The following is a 15,786-nucleotide window of genomic DNA, read 5'->3' as shown; positions in this document are numbered from 1 at the left end:
GCGAGATGTACGTCGGTATCGATGTGGGCACGTCCATGGTGAAGGCCGCCGCCTTCGACGGCGACGGGCGTGAACTGGCCGTCGAGGCGCGCCCGGTGGGACTCGCACTGCACGGGGGCGTGGTCGAGCAGGACATGGAGGAGGTGTACGCGGCCGTCGTCGCGGTCCTCGGGAAGCTGACTTCGCGGGTCGCGGAGCCGGTGGAGCTGGCCGGGCTGACCGGGCAGGGCGACGGGGTGTGGCTGGTCGACAAGGAGGGGCGGCCGGTGCGGCCCGCGGCCTCCTGGATGGACGGGCGGGCGCACGAACTGCTCGACCAGTGGCTGGCGGACGGCACCTTCGAGACGGTGTTCCGGCGTACGGGCAGCGCCATGTTCCCCGGATGCCCCGGCCCGCTGCTGGCCTGGTTCGACCGCTACGAGCCCGCCTCGCTCGACGCCGCGAGCACCGCCCTGTACTGCAAGGACATGGTCTTCCGGCGCCTGACGGGCGCGCCGGCGACCACGGACGTGTCGGACGCGTCGATGCCGTTCCTCGACCCGCGCACCCGGGCGTACGACAACCGGGTCGTGGAGCTGCTGGGGCTCACGCACCGCCGCGGTCTGCTCGCCCCGGTCGGCGACCCGATCTCGACGGCTGAGGCGGTCGAGGGGCTGCCGCCGGGCACCCGGCTGGCGAACGGGCCGTACGACCTGCCGTCCTGCGCGCTCGGGGCGGGGGTGACCGGTCCCGGCGACGGTCTGCTGATCGTCGGCACGTGCCTGGCCAGCCTCGTCGCCACGACCGACCTGGACCTCACCGGGGAGCCGGCCGGCCTGTACATCTCCACCGACCGTCCCGGCCACTGGCTGCGCGCCATGCCCGCGATGGTCGGCACCGCGGCCCTGGACTGGGTGCTGACGACGACGGGTGTGCGGCACGAGGAGGTCGACGCGCTGCTGGCGAAGACTCCGCCCGGCGCGAACGGTGTGCGCGTGCTGCCGTACTTCGCGCCCTCGGGCGAGCGCGCGCCGTTCGTCGAGCCCCGGCTGCGCGCCGAACTCACCGGCGTCTCCCTCGAGTCCACCAAGGCGGACCTGGTCCGGGCCACCTGCGAGGGGATCGGCTACGCGGCCCGCCACTGCCTGGAGGCCGCCGGCCTCACCGGCTCGCTCGCCGTCTGCGGCGGCGGCACCCGCAGCCCCGCCTGGATGCGTCTGCTCGCCGACGTGCTGGGCCGCCCGCTCCGGGTCGTCGAGGGCGAGGTGGGTGCGCGGGGTGCGGTGCTGGCGGCGGCTGAGCGACACGGCATGTCCCTCGACGCACGGACCTGGACGCGCCCGACCGCGGTGGTGGACCCTGACCCGACCCGCGCGGCGTACTACACGACGGCGTACGAGAACCACCTCTCCCGCCTGGCAGAGGCCCGCGGCCGGATCCGCGCCTGACCGGCGCCGCGACCGCGAGGAGGCTTCGATGACCGAGATCGAACGGGAGTGCCCGACCTGCCGCAGACGGCAGAAGTTCCGCCGGCTCAACAGCGCGGAGCAGTCGGCGGTCCGGGAGAAGAAGGGCCCCCGCTTCTTCGTGGGCAACCTGTGGCGCTGCACGGCCAAGGGCTGTCTCTGGTACCAGCCGCATCTCAACCGGGGCAGGGGCGACCTGCTGCCGGAGAGCTTCCGGGAGGAGCCCGCGGGGGCGTGATGCCCGGAATCCGCCGTGGCGGGACGGATTCCGGGCTGCCGCGGCGACGTACCACGGGCCTACGCTCCGGTCACCGGCCTCGGGGGGTCCCATGGTGTCGAAGCGCTGTCCGAACTGCGGTCATCAGATGCACGAGTTCCGTGAGCTGACCGAGAAGGAGAAGGAGCAGGCCCGGCCGCACGTGCCGAAGCACGTCAGCGAGAGCTCCCTGCTCCGCTGCACCAACGGCAAGTGCCGTCGGTGGCAGCAGAGGGGCAACTACGGGGTGGGCGGGACCCTCCCCGAGCCCGGGTGACCGCTACAGGTTGCTGAAGTCCGGGCCCGCCGTGCGGGTGCGCTTGATCTCGTAGAAGCCGGGGACCGAGGCGACCGCGAGGGTGCCGTCCCAGAGCCGGGCGGCGGCCTCGCCCTTGGGGGCCGGCGTGACGACCGGGCCGAAGAAGGCGAGCTGCTCGCCGTCCGCGCCGGGGACGGCGATGACCGGGGTGCCGACCTCCTGGCCGACCTTGTCGATGCCCTCCTTGTGGGAGGCGCGCAGTTCGGCGTCGAACTCGAAGTTCTCCTGGTCGGCGTAGTCGATCAGGTCGGCGGGCAGGCCGGCGTCGGCCAGGGCTGCGGCGATGGCCTCGGTGGTCGCGCCCTCGCCGTTGTTGTGGAAGCGGGTGCCGAGCGCGGTGTAGAGCGGGCCGAGGACGTCCGCGCCGTGCTTCTGCCAGGCCGCGGTCACCACGCGCACCGGCTTCCACGCCTTGGTGGCGAGCATGTCCCGGTACGCCTCGGGCAGCGTGTCCAGTTTGTCCTCGTTGAGCACCGCCAGGCTCATGATGTGCCAGCGCACCTCGATGTCCCGGACCTTCTCGACCTCCAGCACCCACCGGGACGTCATCCAGGCCCAGGGGCACAGCGGGTCGAACCAGAAGTCGACGGGGGTCTTGGCGGAGCTGGTCGCGGTCTCGGACATGGGTCTCCTCGGGAAAGTATCGGTTTCAACGAGCAACGCCGGGCATCACCCGCCCCATTCCCGGGTGACCGCCCGATTCCCGGGTGCCCACCGTCAGGAGCACATGGCAGGATCGGGCCTGTCCACATACCGAACGCCAGCCGAGGGAGTACCGCCCGTGCCCGGTGAGAATCTGACCCGCGACGAGGCCCGGGAGCGGGCCGCCCTGCTGTCCGTCGACGGGTACGAGGTCGCCCTGGACCTGCGTTCGGCGGTGGGCGGGGACGACGGGGACGGCCCGCGCACCTTCCGCTCCGTCACCACGATCCGCTTCCGCTGCAACGAGCCGGGGGCCGCCACGTTCGCCGACCTGATCGCGCCGAGTGTGACCTCCGTCTCACTCAACGGCCGCGACCTCGACCCCGGCCAGGTCTTCGACGGCTCCCGCATCGTCCTGGAGGACCTCGCCGCCGAGAACGAGCTGGTCGTGGACGCCCAGTGCGCCTACTCCCGCACCGGCGAGGGCATGCACCGCTTCGTCGACCCGGAGGACGGCGAGGTGTACCTGTACACGCAGTACGAGCCGGCCGACTCCCGCCGCGTCTTCGCCAACTTCGAGCAGCCCGACCTCAAGGCGCCCTACCGCTTCGAGGTGCGCGCCCCGGAGGACTGGACGGTCTGGAGCAACGGCGCGGGCGAGCGCACCGACGGCGTGTGGCGGTTCGCCGAGACCAAGCCGATCTCGACGTACATCACCTGCGTGGTGGCGGGCCCCTACCACTACGTGACGGACTCCTACGAGCGCACCTTCGAGGACGGCACGACGCTGGAGATCCCGCTCGGCGCCCTGTGCCGCAAGGGCCTGGCCCCCTACTTCGACGCCGACGACGTCTTCCTCGTCACCAAGCAGGGCCTGGACTTCTTCCACGACCACTTCGACTACCCGTACCCCTTCGGGAAGTACGACCAGGCGTTCGTGCCCGAGTACAACCTCGGCGCGATGGAGAATCCCGGACTGGTCACCTTCCGCGAGGAGTTCATCTTCCGCGGCAAGGTCACGCGGGCGTCCTACGAGGGCCGGGCCAACGTCATCCTGCACGAGATGGCGCACATGTGGTTCGGCGACCTGGTCACCATGGAGTGGTGGGACGACCTGTGGCTGAAGGAGTCCTTCGCGGACTTCATGGGCGCCTTCTCCCTGGTCGGCGCGACCCGCTTCACCGACGGCTGGATCACCTTCGCCAACCGCCGCAAGGCGTGGGCCTACCGCGCGGACCAGCTGCCCTCCACGCATCCCATCACCGCCGACATCCGCGACCTGCAGGACGCCAAGCTCAACTTCGACGGCATCACCTACGCCAAGGGCGCCTCCGTCCTCAAGCAGCTGGTGGCCTACGTCGGCCAGGACGCCTTCCTGGAGGGCGCCCGCCGCTACTTCAAGCGGCACGCCTACGGCAACACCCGCCTCGGCGACCTGCTGTCGGCGCTGGAGGAGACCAGCGGCCGGGACATGGGCACCTGGGCGCGCGGCTGGCTGCAGACCGCGGGCGTCAACTCCCTCACCCCGCAGGTGCTGCTGACCACCGACGGCCGGGTCGACGAGCTCGCGGTGGTGCAGGAGGCCGCCGAGTCGCACCCCGAACTGCGGCCGCACCGCGTGGCGGTGGGCCTGTACCGCCTCGAGGACGACCGCCTGGTGCGGTACGCGCGCGCCGAGGTGGACGTCGACGGCCCGCGGACGGTCGTGACGGAGCTGGCCGGCGAGCAGGCCCCGGATCTGGTGCTGGTCAACGACGACGACCTGACGTACTGCAAGATCCGCTTCGACGAGACGTCCCTCGCCGCGCTGCGCGAGCACCTGGGCGCGATCACCGACCCGCTGGCCCGTGCCCTGTGCTGGTCGGCGCTGTGGAACATGACGCGGGACGCCCTGCTGCCCGCACCCGACTTCATCGACCTGGTGACGCGGTTCGGGCGCCGTGAGTCCGACATCGGCGTGCTGCAGATGCTGCACGCGTGGGCGAACTCGGCGCTGGTGCACTACTCGCCCGCGTCCTGGCGGCCGCGGGGCGGGGAGCTGCTGGCCCACACCGCGCTGCGCGACCTGCGCGCGGCCGAGCCGGGCAGCGAGCACCAGCTGGCGTGGGCGCGGTTCTACGCGACGGTGGCGTCCGCGCCGGACGACCTGAGCCTGCTGCGGGGCCTGCTGGAGGGCACGGAGAAGATCGAGGGCCTGGACGTCGACCAGGAGCTGCGCTGGACGTTCCTGGAGCCGCTCGCCGCGCACGGCGCGGTGGACGAGCCGGTGCTCGCGGCCGAACTGGCCCGCGACGACACGGCGTCGGGCAAGCGCCACCAGGTCCGCTGCCTCGCCGCCCGTCCGTCGGTGGCGGTCAAGGCGCAGGCGTGGGCCCAGGTGGTGGAGTCCGACGCGCTGTCCAACGCCCTGGTGGAGGCGACGATCGCGGGCTTCACGCAGTCCTCGCAGCGCGAACTGCTCGCGCCGTACACGGAGAAGTACTTCGCGGCGATCGAGCGGCTGTGGACGGAGCGGTCCATCCAGATCGGCATGGACGTGGTGCGCGGCCTGTTCCCGTCGCTCCAGGACTCGCCCGCGACGCTGGAGGCGACGGACGCGTGGCTCGCCGCGCACGAGGGCGCCGCGCCCGCGCTGCGCCGGCTGGTGCTGGAGGCGCGGGACGATCTGGCACGGGCCCTGCGCGCCCAAGCTTTGGCCAACGACTGATCTGCCCGTGACCGTTACGGAATCCGGTCAATAAGACCCGTAACCCCTGGCCCAACCCGAATGGACCAGGGGTTTTCCGTGCCCTATCGGCACCCGAACACCCGTCCTTTAGTGATGCCTTGTCCGTATTTGTCGACGGGCGTGTAACAGCGGTTAAAGAACCGACCGGACGCGGGAAACCCCGAGTCATGAACCACAACACCCCGCTCCCCCCGGCTTCCCCCCGCCCCCTGCGTCACCTCTCCGAGGTGCATCGGCGCGTTCTGACGACGGCTCAGCTGCGCGCCCACGGGGTCTCGTCGGCGGAGATGAACGAGCAGTGCCGCGCGGGCGGCGCCTGGCAGCAGATCCTGCCGGGTGTCTTCCTCCTCCACCCGGGCCCGCCGACGAGCGAGGAGCGGCTGCACGCGGTGCTGATGTACGCGTCACGCGAGTCGGCGCCCGGGGTGCCGGCCCAGCCCGGCCCGGACGAGCCGCACCGGCCCGTCTACGCGGAGGCCATGATCACGGGCCTCGCGGCCCTGACGCTCTACGGCTTCACCTCCGCGCCGCCGCTGCTGTCGCTGGAGAAGATCGACGTCCTGGTCCCCCGGCTGCGCCGCCTGCGCTCGACGGGCTGCGCGCGCATCGTCCGCACGCCGGCCCTGCCGACCGCCCAGGCGGTGACGGGAGTTCCGGTCGCGCCGGTGCCGCGCGCCCTCGCCGACGCGGTGTCGGAGCTGGCCGACGCCTCCACGGTGCGGCGGCTGCTGACGGAGGCGGTGCGCGGCGGCCACTGCGAACCCGCCGCGGTGGTACGGGCGTTGAACCAGGCGAAGCTGCTCGGTCGCCCGCACGTGGTGGACGCGGTGGACTCCCTGCTCGCGGAGGGCCGCGCGATCGCCGAGGACCGCCTGTACCGGATGGTCCAGGAGTACGGCCTGCCCGACCCGGTCTGGAACGTCGACCTGCGCCTGCCCGGCGGCCCGCACCTCGGCGGACTGGACGCCTACTGGCCCGAGCAGGCCGTGGCGGTGGAGCTGGACACCCGGGCGCCGCGGCAGGACGAGGACGCCCTGTGGTCCGAATACGCCCGCAAGCGCGAGCACTTGGAGCGCCTGGGCATCACGGTCGTGCACATCACGCCCAGGAAGCTCCGCGACGCGATGGAGCAGCAGGCGGCGGTCGTCCGCACGGCGCTGATGGCGTCCGGCGACCGGGAACCCGCCGCCTACGTCGTGGTGCTGCCCCGTTGACAACCGCGGACCCGGCCGCGCACATCGTCGTGGTACTGCCCCGGTATTGACTGCTCCCCTCGCGGACGAGTGGGATTCCTGGCTCAGGCCGCCTCCTGGAGCAGCGCTCCAGGAGGTCTCACGCCCTCAACACCAGCCGGGTACAGACCAGCCCGGACCAGCATCACGCGGGCGGAGTTCTTGTCCCTTGGGGACACGGCTCCGCACGCGGTGCAGGTGTAGGTACGTTCCGAGAGAGGAAGTGCGTGCTTGGTTCTCGCTCCGCACGACGCGCAGTCCATGGTGGTGTGCGCGGGATGCACGAGACGGACGTCCCGTCCGTGCTTGCGGCCCATCTCCAACAGTGCCTGTTTGGTGGCGCCGATGGCCGCGTCGGCGGCCTTGCGCGCCATGGTGGTCCTGGCGAGGAACCTCGCCTTGAAGTCCTCGACGGCGATAGCGTCGTGGTCGCGCACGACCTTCTTTGCCCACTCGCGGCCGGTGTCCTGCCGCTGGCGGGCGATCTTCTGGCGTGTCTCCGCCCGCCACTTCTTCGCCTCGCGATAGCCCTTCGAAGCCGCCTGCCCCCTGGCGGGTTTGCGGCGGGCCATCATCCGGTCGTACCGGGTCAGCTTGGCCTGAGCCTTCCGGCCAAGCTGGGCATGGGGCAGGCCGTGAGCGCTTGGACTTGGGCAGGAACGACGAACGAGCCGTACCAGTGCCCGAGATTGTCGCGATACACACGCACGCTCGACGGCTCGGCGGGCGGGTCCCGCGACCACACCACCGTCAGCACGATGCCGCCAGCGAGATGCAGACGGCCGTCCTTCAATCGGAAGCCGCGCTTGGTGTAGTTCAGCGTCGGGTCGGCCTCGCGCCTCTTCTTGTATCCGGGAACGCCGGCCCGCTGCCTCTGCGACAGACCGTCCTTGATGTCCTTGAGCGCCTTGGCGCGTGACTTGCCGAAGTCACGGATGAGCTGCTGCTGCGGTACCGCCGGAACCCTCAGCCAGCCACAGCATCACCGAGCGGGACTCAGTCAGCATCTTGTCCAACCGGGCGGGGCCGCATTTCTCCCCCTCTCGGTGGGCCTTCTGGGAACGCGCAACGCACCGTTCCAGATCCAGCGGCAGCGGTCCCACTCCGCCAGCAACGCCCTGCGGGCCGTCGACGACACGCGGAGCCGGTACGTGTACCGGCATGCCCGCCCTCGCCGACCCGCTTCACAGCTGACCTCAGCCCTTCTTCAGCACCAGCTCCGTGTTGCGGTCGTTGGCGTCGCCGCCCAGGCTCGTGCTGGCACCCGGCGCGTTGTAGGACACCTCGCGGTACAGGGCCGCGAGACCCGTCTGCGTGAGGTCCGAGAAGTCGGTGCGGTGCGGGGCCGCGGACTCGACGAGCGTGGTGAAAAGGGAGATCGTGCCGTCCTTGTTGTCCGCCAGCTCGACGACCCGGGCGAGCTGCGGGTAGTCCACGTGCGAGGCCGTGGAGATCTCCCAGAAGGAGCCGCCGGCGGTCGACGAGTGCGCGGTGATGTCGTTGCGGTGGATGTGGCCGTTCACCCAGGCCAGGACGTTGCGGTGGCGGCCGAGGGTGGCGAGGACCTCCTGTCCGTCGTGCCGGCGCTCGTTCGGGCGGGCCGGGTCCACGTGGCTCGTGTTCGTCATCGTCTTGCTGGTGTGGTGGCTGAAGACGACGACGTAGGAGTCCTTGTTGTCCTTGAGCTGCTTGTCCAGCCAGTTCAGCTGGGCCGTCCCGATGGAGCCCTCGTAGTGGCCGCCCGGGTCGGTGGTGTCGAGGCTGATGCCCACCACGTCGTCGGCGATACGGAAGGCGTAGTACTGCGTGCCCGCCTCGAGGTTGGCGCTGGAGTAGCCGTGGCCGACCGGACCGAGACCGCTGTACGCCGGGTCCAGGTGGGCCTTGAGGTAGTCGGCCGGGGTGTACGGCGCCCGCCGCGGGTCGGGCGTGACCGAGCGCATGTCGCGCGCGTGGGCCTTCAGCAGGTCGCGGAAGGCGAGGCCCTTCGGGTCGTTGCCGCTCTTGATGTGGTTCTGCAGCTTCGCCGCCTCGGACGCGGACAGCGACATCAGCTTCTTGCCGCCGACCGCGTACTCGGCGAGCCAGGAGTCGCCGTGGCCGTAGCAGCCGAGCGGCATGGCGTCGTGGTTGCCGACCGTGGAGTACCAGGGCAGGTTCAGGCCGGGGCTGCGCACCTCGCGGATCGCGGCCGCCAGGTAGCCCTGGAGGTGCGGGAAGCCGAGCTGCTTGTCGCCGTCGCGCACGGTGGAGTCGGGCTGCCAGTAGGTCTTGAGGCCGCTGTTCTGCACGCCCTCGTAGTGGCGCGGGTCCCCGGTGTTGGGCGTGATGCGCCCCCCGCTCATGATCTTCAGGAACCACTCCAGCTCGGACTTGGCGTTGTTGTCCGTGTTGTCGCCGGTGGTCATCGCGAAGTGCAGCGCGGAGCCGGTGACGGGGGCGCCGCGCAGCGCGTTGATCCGCTCGACCAGCGAGATCGCGCCCTGCACGGTCAGCGCCTCGTGCGGGCGCCAGGCGTGCTGGTCGGTGGAGCGCAGGTACTCCAGGCGCATCGGGTGCTGGGCGTCGATCAGGTGCAGGTCGGTGAGCTGCACGAACGCGGCGAGCGCGGTACGGCGGCCGGCCCGGCCCGTCCGGGGCGCGGCCAGGTCGCTGCGCACCACCCGGGTCCAGCCCGGGCCGTCGCCGAGGCGGCGGTAGCCGGAGCCGGAGCGCGGGGCGGCGACGCCGGCGAGGGTGGTGCCCTTGGTGTAGGGCGCGAGAGGCGCGGCCGGGGCCCGGCGCGACTGCGCCACCACCCGGGTCGCCTCCGTGCCGGCGTCGGTGGCGGCGTGGCTGTCGGTCGGCCGCAGGGCGTACCCGACGCCCGCGGAGACGGCCGCCGCGCCGGTGGCGGCGAGGACGGTGCGGCGGTTGACCGCCGGGATGGTGGCGGCGACAGAGCGTATGCGCGACATGGCGCGATCTCCCCGAGTGCGAACGCGTCGGCAGTGGTCGCGGGCGATCGCTGTCGCGAACATCCCGCTCGCTCTGGATGCTTGGCACCGGGAATGACCTGCGCGTGAACGAGACGGCAACGCGCAACACCGATCACCGTACGTGGATCTTGGCGCACCCGGCACGCCCCCGACCGCTCGTCGCGCGGCCGGGGGGCGGTCACTCCGTGTTCATCTTTCGGGGTACGCAAGGCAGTTCAGGGCCCTGAGAAGTGGCACCCGTCACTCGTCGGCCGGGGCCGTCACCCGCCCCGTCACCGGCCGCTCTTGCCACAGTCTCAGGCCCACGTCGACCAGGCCGACGCGGTTGAGGGCGGGCACCTCCGTGAGGGGGTGCCAGGCGGCCAGGTCCGTGGAGCCGCCGATCTCGGGGCGCAGTTCGCCGGCGATCACGCGAGCCTCGTAGACGAGGCGTACGCCGTGGTGGTCGGTCCTGCGGCCGAAGCCGCGGGTGAAGGTGCGGCTGATCGAGTCCACACCGAGCAGGCCGGTGATCTCCACGAGGTACCCGGTCTCCTCCTCCACCTCGCGCAGCACGGTGTCGTAAGGGTGCTCACCGTGCTCCATGCCGCCGCCGGGCAGGGTCCACTCGGGGCGGCCCTCGTCGTCGAGCCAGCGGGCCAGCAGGATCTTCTCGTCGCGGATGCACATGGCGTAGGCCGCCACCCTCAATTTTCGGCGCACAGAAGGAAGTTAGTGCGCCCGGGCGGGATTGGCAGGCGAGTATTCCGGCGCCGACCAGCGCAGCGGCACCGCGGACGGCGTCTGCACGGCCCGCGTCACCACGAACCGCACCCGCGCCTCGCCGTCCTCGTCGAACTCCGTGCGCGCCTCGCCCGTCAGCTGCAGCACCGCGCCCGTCTCCCAGTCCAGGAACAGCAGGCCCGCCCGGGGGTCGGAGGCGATGTTGCCCAGGGTCAGGAACATGGAGTTGCCCGGGTAGTCCCGCCAGCTCAGCTCCGTCGCGGAACCGGTCCGCACGAATCCGGGATTGCCGCCCTTGTGGCTCACCTCGACCCGCCCCTCGTGCACGGTCGCGACGAAGAAGGTGTCCGCCGACTCGACGAACTCCCGCTGCCGGGCGGAGAGTTCACGGCTCCTGGTGGTCGGGCCCGGTTCGCTGTCCGCCAGCACCTCGTACGACTGTCTCCGCTGGATGTACTTGGGGCAGTTCGCGAAGACCCGTTCCGCCGTCACCGCGAAGCCGCGCGCCGTCGGGCGGAGGCGGCCGTTGAGGCGCATACGGCGGCGGGTGCCGGGGTCGAGGGCGATCGTGGCGACCGGGGTGCCCTCGGTCGCGAGCGCCTCGGCCAGGGGGTCGGCGGGGCCGACACCGCCCGTCACGGACACCTGCTGCGGGCCCGTCGCGCGCACGAAGCCCGGCGCCCCGGCCAGCGGCGACGCCCAGACCGCGCCCGTGGACGGATCGGCCGCGCCGAGCACCAGCAGCGGCTGGAGCTCCAGGAAGGCGGCCGCCACGGGCTTGATCCCCGCGCCGATCGCCCGGCCCACGTGATCGGCCACCTCGCGCACACCGGCCCGGTCCTGCAGCGCCCGCGAACCCGCGTGGAAGACGTCCGTCATCAGAAGAACCCGCAGGTCGGAGCGGACTCGTGGGGTGCGGGCGCGCCGTCCGCGCCGCTGGGCACCGAGATCTCCAGCCGGGTGCCGTCGGGGTCGTGGAAGAAGATGCCGCCGGACGCCGCGCCCTCGCGGTGGGCCACCACGCCCTCGTAGGCGAAGTCGACGCCGTACGCCCGCAGCGCCTGCTCGTACTCCCTGACCCGCTCGACCGACTCCGCCTCCAGGGCCAGGTGGTGCAGGCCCGCGCGGCCGCCGGCGTACGGCTGCTCCGCCTGCTGCCAGAGGGTGAGGACGAGCCGCTCGCCGTCGCCGAGGAACGCGTACCGCCGGTCCTCCTCCTTGCCCTCGGCGACCAGCACGAAGCCCAGGACGTCGCGGTAGAAGGCGAGCGAGCGGTCGAGGTCGGTGACGTTCAGGCCGATGTGCCCGGTGTTCAGGGTCATGGGTCTCCCCCAGTCCGTTGTAACCGTCGTTATCAAGATTAGCGGTTAGAATCGAGGAACGTCAACCGGCCACGTAGTCTTCAGTGGTTAGCCCGGAAGGAGCCCCCCATGCCCGCCACCGCCGACCCGCGCCCCCTCACGGGCGAGCCGCTCGCGCTCGACCTGCTCAACACGCGCTGGAACCGGGAGGGGGTCACGCAGGATCTGCTCGACGGCCTCGACGGGCTCACCGTGTGGCTCGCGGCGAACGGGCTCGAGGGGCGGTTCCCGGCCGACGCGGCGACCCTGCGGCACACGCGGGAGGCACGCGACGCGCTGAAGAAGGCCGTGGACGGATCACTCGCCGAAGGGGCGGACGCCGTCGACGCCGTCCTCGCGCACGGGCGCATCCGGGCCACCCTCACCGCCGACGGCCCCGGCGAGGCGCCCGAGTTCCGCGACCCGTCCTGGGGTCCGGCCTGGCTCGCCGCCCGCGGCTATCTGGAGCTGCTCTCCGCCGCCCCCGACCGCATCCGCGCCTGCGCAGGGCACGGATGCGTGCTGCACTTCTACGACACCTCGCGCAACGGCACCCGCCGCTGGTGCTCCATGGCCTCCTGCGGCAACCGGGCCAAGGCGTCGCGGCATTACGCGCGCTCGAAGGAATCGTGAACCGCCGCACCATTTGCCGCTATTGGTGACTCATCCGACTAAAGGGCATCGGGGGTTTTCCCCATACCCGCCCCTCGTTTCGGTCAACACTTCCCAAACAAGCGTCCCTTGGGTAAAGCTGCGCTCGTCCGGCACAGAAATCTTCACGTACGAGGGATGCCGATGACCCACCCCCAGCGCGACCCGATACCCGGCGCGAGACGCGTGGCCCGCATAGCCGTGGCCGCCGGTCTCGTCACCGCGCTCTCCGCGGCCGGGCCGATACCCCTGGCCTTCTCCGCCGACGGTCCGTCCGCCACCGCGCCCGCCGACGCCACCGTCAAGTCCGCGCAGCACAAGCTCGGTTCCGACGACGCGGACCTGCTCGCCGAGGCCAAGGCCGACGGCGCCAAGAACGTCACGATGATGATCGCCACCGCGCCGGGGCAGACCGAGCAGGTCGCCGGCGAACTGGACGCGGTCAAGGGCGGCTCGGTGGGCCGGACCTACGACAAGCTCGGCTACGTCCGCGCGACCGTCCCCACCGCCAGGGCGGAGTCGGCCATCGCCGCCGCCGCGAAGCTCTCCTCCGTGCACGGCATCGACCTGCGCAAGGAGATACCTCTGGACGACCCGAGCGTGACCGGCGGATCCGCCAGGTCCGGCTCGGGAAGCGCGGGTTACTCCGGCCCGAACAAGAACACCCCGGCCGAGAACCCCTACAACCCGTCCTTCGAGACGGGCGCCGTCGACTTCGTGAAGGACCACCCGAAGTCGGACGGCCGTGGGGTCACCATCGGCATCCTCGACTCCGGTGTCGACCTCGGCCACCCCGCCCTGCAGAAGACCACCACCGGCGAGCGGAAGATCGTCGACTGGGTCACGGCGACCGACCCGATCGTCGACGGCGACGCCACCTGGCGGCCGATGGTGACCTCCGTCTCCGGCCCCAGCTTCACCTACGGCGGCCGGACCTGGACGGCGCCCGCCGGGTCGTACCAGGTCAGCACGTTCAGCGAGTCCGTCACCGCGGGCGGCGACGCCAAGGGCGACGCGAACCGCGACGGCGACACCACCGACAAGTGGGGCGTCCTCTACGACCCCGCCGCCGGGACCGTCCGCGTCGACCTCGACAACAACTTCGACTTCGGCGACGACGAGCCGATGAAGCCGTACAAGGACGGGTACCAGGTCGGCTACTTCGGCACCGACGACCCGAAGACCGACGTGGTGGAGCGCCAGCCGTTCGTCGTGCAGATCCGCAAGGACGTGCCGATGGACCCCTACGGCGGCGACTGGGTGGGCAAGAAGGCCGACTTCGTCAACATCGGCGTCATCGAGTCCGAGCACGGCACGCACGTCGCCGGCATCACCTCCGCGCACGGCCTGTTCGGCGGCCGGATGAACGGCGCGGCCCCGGGCGCGAAGCTCGTCTCCTCCCGTGCCTGCACCTGGACCGGCGGCTGCACCAACGTCGCGCTCACCGAGGGCATGATCGACCTCGTCGTCAACCGCGGCGTCGACATCGTCAACATGTCGATCGGCGGCCTGCCGGCCCTCAACGACGGCAACAACGCGCGCGCCGAGCTCTACACGCGCCTCATCGACACCTACGGCGTGCAGCTGGTCATCTCGGCCGGCAACTCCGGCCCCGGTGCCAACACCATCGGCGACCCGGGCCTGGCCGACAAGGTGATCTCGGTCGGCGCGACCATCTCCCGCGAGACCTGGGCCTCCAACTACGGCTCGGCCGTGGAGAAGAAGTACGCGATGATGCCCTTCTCCTCGCGCGGCCCGCGTGAGGACGGCGGCTTCACGCCCACCCTGTCCGCGCCGGGTGCCTCGATCAACTCCACGCAGACCTGGCTGCCGGGCTCCCCGGTCGCCGAGGCGGGCTACTCGCTGCCGGCCGGCTACTCCATGCTGCAGGGCACCTCGATGGCCTCCCCGCAGGCCACCGGCGCGTCCGCGCTGCTGCTGAGCGCCGCCAAGCAGAAGCACATCGACCTGACGCCGGCCACGCTGCGCACCGCCCTCACCTCGACCGCCGACCACATCAAGGGTGTGCAGGCCTACGAGGAGGGTGCGGGTCTCATCGACATCGTCGACGCCTGGGACGCGATCCGCGACGGCGCGAGCGCCCATGACTACACGGTCAAGGCGCCGGTCGACACCGCGATCGACTTCGCCCTGAAGACGCCGGGCTTCGGCACCGGCCTCTACGACCGCGAGGGCGGCCTCAAGGCCGGGCAGAAGAAGACGTACGACGTCACGATCACCCGCACCTCCGGTCCGGACCGGGCGCTGTGGCACGAGCTGCATGTCGCGAACAACGCCGGTGACACCTTCCGCATCGTCGGCTCCGACGAGGTGCGGCTGCCCCTGAACCAGCCGGTCACCGTCAAGGTGCAGGCGGCTCCCCGCTCCGCGGGCCTCAAGAGCGCGATCCTCGAGGTCGACGACCCGAGGACGGAGGGGGTCGACAAGCAGATCCTCACCACCGTGGTGGTCTCGACGCCGGTGAAGTACACCTACTCCGCGTCGAACACGGTGCAACGCAACAGCACGCGGTCGTACTTCCTGACCGTGCCCGAGGGCGCCAAGTCGCTGGAGGTCGCGATCGGCGGGCTGAAGGACAAGAGCCAGACCCGCTTCATCTCGATCCACCCCTACGGCGTCCCGGTCGAGGACACCGGCACCCCGTACTGCTACAGCAACTACCCGAACACCAACGGCTGCAAGCCCGACGTGCGCTCGTACGCCGACCCGCAGCCCGGCGTGTGGGAGATCGAGGTCGAGTCGCGCCGCACCTCGCCGCTGCTCGACAACCCCTACAAGCTGGACGTCGCCGTCTACGGCGCGGCCTTCGACCCGGAGACCGTGACGGTCCCCGAGGCCAAGGTCGGCACCCCGGCCGCCGTCTCCTGGAAGGCGACCAACGCCTTCGCCGCCCTCGACGGCCACCTGGTCGGCGGCCCGCTCGGCTCCGCCAAGTCGGCGCGCCCGTCCGTCAAGGAGGGGGAGACGCAGACCACCACGGTCGAGGTGCCCGCGGGCGCCAAGTCGCTGGACGTCGCCATCGGCAACGTCTCGGACACGGCCGCCGACCTCGACCTGACGGTCAAGAACGCGGCCGGCACGGTCGTCGGCCAGTCCGCCGACGGCGACTCGGAGGAGGCGGTCTCCATCGCCTCGCCCGCCGCCGGCACGTACACCATCGAGGTCGCGGGTTACTCGGTGCCGTCGGGCTCCACGGCGTACGACTACCGGGACGTCTTCTTCTCCTCGTCGCTCGGCACCGTCAGCGTCGACGAGACGGCGCCGGTCAAGCTCGGCACGGGCGACTCGGCGACCGTCTCCGGCAGCGTCACCGCCGCGGCGGCCGCCCCGGAGGGCCGTGAGTTCTTCGGCCGGGTCCAGCTGGTGAACTCCCGCGGCACGGTCGCGGGCACCGGCAGCGTGCAGATCGAGAAGGTCACGCCGTAGCGGTCCCACGGCGGTCAGGGCGGGC

The 15,786-nt window shown here is 71.4% G+C and carries 12 protein-coding genes and 1 pseudogene; 7 read left to right on the top strand and 6 right to left on the bottom strand.

Annotated features, from left to right (window positions below; translation table 11 throughout):
• The first annotated feature begins 5 nt into the window (after positions 1–5).
• The 3 genes from ACFU97_RS29520 (at position 6) to ACFU97_RS29510 (ending at position 1,978) form a co-directional block, all read left to right on the top strand.
• Positions 6–1,427, top strand: coding sequence for an FGGY family carbohydrate kinase (locus ACFU97_RS29520; protein WP_384262509.1), 1,422 nt, complete (start codon positions 6–8; stop codon positions 1,425–1,427).
• A 28-nt stretch (positions 1,428–1,455) separates the two neighbouring features.
• Entirely contained in the window at positions 1,456–1,683 is a 228-nt protein-coding gene (locus tag ACFU97_RS29515; RefSeq protein WP_384262507.1) for a hypothetical protein, read from the top strand.
• A 127-nt stretch (positions 1,684–1,810) separates the two neighbouring features.
• On the top strand, positions 1,811–1,978 hold the full coding sequence (locus ACFU97_RS29510; RefSeq protein WP_384262505.1) for a hypothetical protein: 168 nt from the start codon (positions 1,811–1,813) through the stop codon (positions 1,976–1,978).
• Between the two features lie 3 nt (positions 1,979–1,981).
• On the opposite strand, the gene ACFU97_RS29505 is transcribed toward ACFU97_RS29510, so the two are convergent.
• Entirely contained in the window at positions 1,982–2,644 is a 663-nt protein-coding gene (locus ACFU97_RS29505; RefSeq protein ID WP_384262502.1) for a DsbA family protein, read from the bottom strand.
• A 157-nt stretch (positions 2,645–2,801) separates the two neighbouring features.
• Here ACFU97_RS29505 and pepN point away from each other — a divergent pair, with 157 nt between their 5' ends.
• Both pepN and ACFU97_RS29495 read left to right on the top strand, forming a co-directional pair.
• Positions 2,802–5,369 carry an aminopeptidase N gene (gene pepN / locus ACFU97_RS29500; RefSeq protein WP_384262500.1) on the top strand — a complete coding sequence of 856 codons (2,568 nt, stop codon included), beginning with the start codon at positions 2,802–2,804 and terminating at the stop codon, positions 5,367–5,369.
• A 188-nt stretch (positions 5,370–5,557) separates the two neighbouring features.
• Positions 5,558–6,604 carry a hypothetical protein gene (locus ACFU97_RS29495; RefSeq protein ID WP_384262498.1) on the top strand — a complete coding sequence of 349 codons (1,047 nt, stop codon included), beginning with the start codon at positions 5,558–5,560 and terminating at the stop codon, positions 6,602–6,604.
• 83 nt (positions 6,605–6,687) lie between these two features.
• On the opposite strand, the pseudogene ACFU97_RS29490 reads toward ACFU97_RS29495, so the two are convergent.
• The 5 genes and pseudogenes from ACFU97_RS29490 to ACFU97_RS29470 form a co-directional block, all read right to left on the bottom strand.
• A pseudogene (locus ACFU97_RS29490) lies at positions 6,688–7,760 on the bottom strand (RNA-guided endonuclease InsQ/TnpB family protein).
• 58 nt (positions 7,761–7,818) lie between these two features.
• A complete protein-coding gene (locus ACFU97_RS29485; protein ID WP_384262496.1) occupies positions 7,819–9,579 on the bottom strand; it encodes a TIGR03767 family metallophosphoesterase in 1,761 nt (586 codons plus the stop codon).
• 261 nt (positions 9,580–9,840) lie between these two features.
• Positions 9,841–10,302 carry an NUDIX hydrolase gene (locus ACFU97_RS29480; protein WP_384262493.1) on the bottom strand — a complete coding sequence of 154 codons (462 nt, stop codon included), beginning with the start codon at positions 10,300–10,302 and terminating at the stop codon, positions 9,841–9,843.
• A gap of 9 nt (positions 10,303–10,311) precedes the next feature.
• Positions 10,312–11,202, bottom strand: coding sequence for a pyridoxamine 5'-phosphate oxidase family protein (locus ACFU97_RS29475; protein ID WP_384262491.1), 891 nt, complete (start codon positions 11,200–11,202; stop codon positions 10,312–10,314).
• Positions 11,202–11,645, bottom strand: coding sequence for a VOC family protein (locus tag ACFU97_RS29470; RefSeq protein ID WP_384262488.1), 444 nt, complete (start codon positions 11,643–11,645; stop codon positions 11,202–11,204). The genes ACFU97_RS29475 and ACFU97_RS29470 overlap by 1 nt, the downstream gene beginning before the upstream one ends.
• A 108-nt stretch (positions 11,646–11,753) precedes the next feature.
• On the opposite strand from ACFU97_RS29470, the gene ACFU97_RS29465 reads away from it, so the two are divergent.
• Both ACFU97_RS29465 and ACFU97_RS29460 read left to right on the top strand, forming a co-directional pair.
• The gene (locus tag ACFU97_RS29465) at positions 11,754–12,296 is read left to right on the top strand and encodes a CGNR zinc finger domain-containing protein (protein ID WP_384262486.1); all 543 of its coding nucleotides are present in this window, start codon (positions 11,754–11,756) and stop codon (positions 12,294–12,296) included.
• A 162-nt stretch (positions 12,297–12,458) separates the two neighbouring features.
• Positions 12,459–15,761, top strand: coding sequence for a S8 family serine peptidase (locus tag ACFU97_RS29460; protein WP_384262484.1), 3,303 nt, complete (start codon positions 12,459–12,461; stop codon positions 15,759–15,761).
• The last annotated feature ends 25 nt before the right edge of the window (positions 15,762–15,786 follow it).

Origin of the sequence: Streptomyces sp. NPDC057616 (genome assembly GCF_042800575.1) — a bacterium.
Lineage (GTDB): Bacteria > Actinomycetota > Actinomycetes > Streptomycetales > Streptomycetaceae > Streptomyces.
Note: the sequence above shows the minus strand (reverse complement) of the source record. Positions and strands in the feature narration are given on the sequence as shown.

Bases quoted from the DNA above. Each gene is read 5' to 3' on its own strand.
- ACFU97_RS29515 (WP_384262507.1), top strand. From the start codon at position 1,456: ATGACCGAGATCGAACGGGAGTGCCCGACCTGCCGCAGACGGCAGAAG.
- ACFU97_RS29460 (WP_384262484.1), top strand. From the start codon at position 12,459: ATGACCCACCCCCAGCGCGACCCGATACCCGGCGCGAGACGCGTGGCC.
- ACFU97_RS29485 (WP_384262496.1), bottom strand. From the start codon at position 9,579: ATGTCGCGCATACGCTCTGTCGCCGCCACCATCCCGGCGGTCAACCGC.
- ACFU97_RS29470 (WP_384262488.1), bottom strand. From the start codon at position 11,645: ATGACCCTGAACACCGGGCACATCGGCCTGAACGTCACCGACCTCGAC.
- ACFU97_RS29475 (WP_384262491.1), bottom strand. From the start codon at position 11,202: ATGACGGACGTCTTCCACGCGGGTTCGCGGGCGCTGCAGGACCGGGCC.
- ACFU97_RS29520 (WP_384262509.1), top strand. From the start codon at position 6: ATGTACGTCGGTATCGATGTGGGCACGTCCATGGTGAAGGCCGCCGCC.
- ACFU97_RS29495 (WP_384262498.1), top strand. From the start codon at position 5,558: ATGAACCACAACACCCCGCTCCCCCCGGCTTCCCCCCGCCCCCTGCGT.
- ACFU97_RS29505 (WP_384262502.1), bottom strand. From the start codon at position 2,644: ATGTCCGAGACCGCGACCAGCTCCGCCAAGACCCCCGTCGACTTCTGG.
- ACFU97_RS29510 (WP_384262505.1), top strand. From the start codon at position 1,811: ATGCACGAGTTCCGTGAGCTGACCGAGAAGGAGAAGGAGCAGGCCCGG.
- ACFU97_RS29465 (WP_384262486.1), top strand. From the start codon at position 11,754: ATGCCCGCCACCGCCGACCCGCGCCCCCTCACGGGCGAGCCGCTCGCG.